The organism is Coprococcus sp. ART55/1 (genome assembly GCF_000210595.1).
Lineage (GTDB): Bacteria > Bacillota > Clostridia > Lachnospirales > Lachnospiraceae > Coprococcus > Coprococcus aceti.
The window spans coordinates 2,858,462-2,860,060 of record NC_021018.1; the positions used below are offsets into that span (position 1 = coordinate 2,858,462).

A 1,599-nucleotide genomic window follows, 5' to 3' on the forward strand; every position below is an offset into this window, starting at 1 on the left:
TTAAGGCCGGTTGCTCCTGTATACATATTCAAAAATTTATTTGTGTTGACGAGATCAAACTGACTCTCGCCCCTTCTTGTTTTATGTATGATCGAATCCATCCATATGCCTGAATAATCAAAGATGGCAGGATATTTTGTTATGAGTTCTCTGGACATTATGGAGATATCCCGTGCTGACATTTTATGTCCATCCGCATCCAGGCCACACGCATTTTTGAAACTTGCATTTATCATCCCCAGCTCAGCAGCCCTCTCATTCATCTTTTTCACAAACGCTTCTTCGCTTCCGGCAACCTTTTTCCGCCATGGCAACAGCCGCATCGTTTCCGGATGCAATTATAATACACTTTATCATATCTTCAACAGTCTGTTCTTCTCCTGCCTCAAAGAAGCATTGCGATCCGCCCATGGACGCAGCATGTTCACTCACAGTTACAATATCATCAAGAGTCATTTGTCCGGCCTCTATCGCCTCAAAAGCCAGAAGAAGCGTCATAACCTTTGTAACCGAAGCCGGAGCCATGGCTTCATCACAGTTTTTTTCAAATAACACCTGACCTGTGGATGCCTCAACGAGTATACAGCTTGGAGATTCCACCTCCAGAACTTCTGTCTGGTCTGCCGCCTGAGTCTCTGTCTGTTCCTCTGCATATACCATAAGATTCGTACTCATTGTGTTTGCAAATATGATAAAGATGAGTACCGTTATAACAGATAATCTTCTGATATTTTTCTTCCTGCCCATCTTTTTTCTATCCGGAAAATGCAGCATACAACTCCTCTTTCAGTTTCTGTTTATATATTATATTATGCATTTATCCGGCAATATGACTTTTTATCCCACCAATATAGTATTATTTTCTTTATTTTGTAAAGTTTTTCTGATATAATCAATGGCTAGAAAAAAGGAGGACATGTTTCATGAGTATGAAATTAGTTAAACGAGTACCAACTGGCGATGAGATCAAGGAACTATACCCTCTTTCAAGCGAGTTGAAAGCCATCAAAGCCAGAAGAGATGAAGAGATCAGAAAAATTTTCGTAGGCGATGATGACCGATTTATATTTATCATCGGACCTTGTTCAGCAGATAATGAGGATGCTGTTTGCGATTATCAGAATCGTCTTGCAAAGGTTGCAGATGAAGTTAAGGATAAGATACTGGTCATTCCACGTATATATACTAACAAGCCAAGAACTACTGGTGATGGTTACAAAGGAATGCTCCATCAGCCTGATCCTACAAAGGCATCAGACATGCTCGAGGGCCTTTACGCCATCAGAAAAATGCATATAAGAGCTATCAGGGAGACAGGACTTACCGCTGCTGATGAGATGCTTTATTCAGAAAACTGGCAGTATGTAGATGATATCCTCTCTTACGTTGCCATAGGCGCACGTTCTGTTGAGGATCAGCAGCACAGACTTACCGCAAGTGGAATGGATGTTCCTGTAGGTATGAAGAATCCTACAAGTGGTGACTACAACGTTATGATGAATTCCTGTATAGCAGGACAGCATCACCACACATTCCTTTATTCTGGATGGGAGGCACATACAGACGGAAATCCTTTGACACATTGTATATTGAGAGGTG

General features: G+C 41.3%; 2 protein-coding genes and 1 pseudogene. 1 reads left to right on the forward strand and 2 read right to left on the reverse strand.

The window, feature by feature from the left end; genetic code table 11:
* Positions 1-263 (reverse strand): annotated as a pseudogene (locus tag CCU_RS14990) (D-alanyl-D-alanine carboxypeptidase family protein); the annotation flags it as partial.
* The gene (locus CCU_RS14995) at positions 256-774 is read right to left on the reverse strand and encodes a D-alanyl-D-alanine carboxypeptidase family protein (RefSeq protein WP_015534962.1); all 519 of its coding nucleotides are present in this window, start codon (positions 772-774) and stop codon (positions 256-258) included. The pseudogene CCU_RS14990 and the gene CCU_RS14995, both read right to left, overlap by 8 nt.
* 149 nt (positions 775-923) lie before the next feature.
* On the opposite strand from CCU_RS14995, the gene CCU_RS12885 reads away from it, so the two are divergent.
* The coding region (locus CCU_RS12885; protein ID WP_208896263.1) for a 3-deoxy-7-phosphoheptulonate synthase at positions 924-1,599 on the forward strand (676 nt) is incomplete at its 3' end.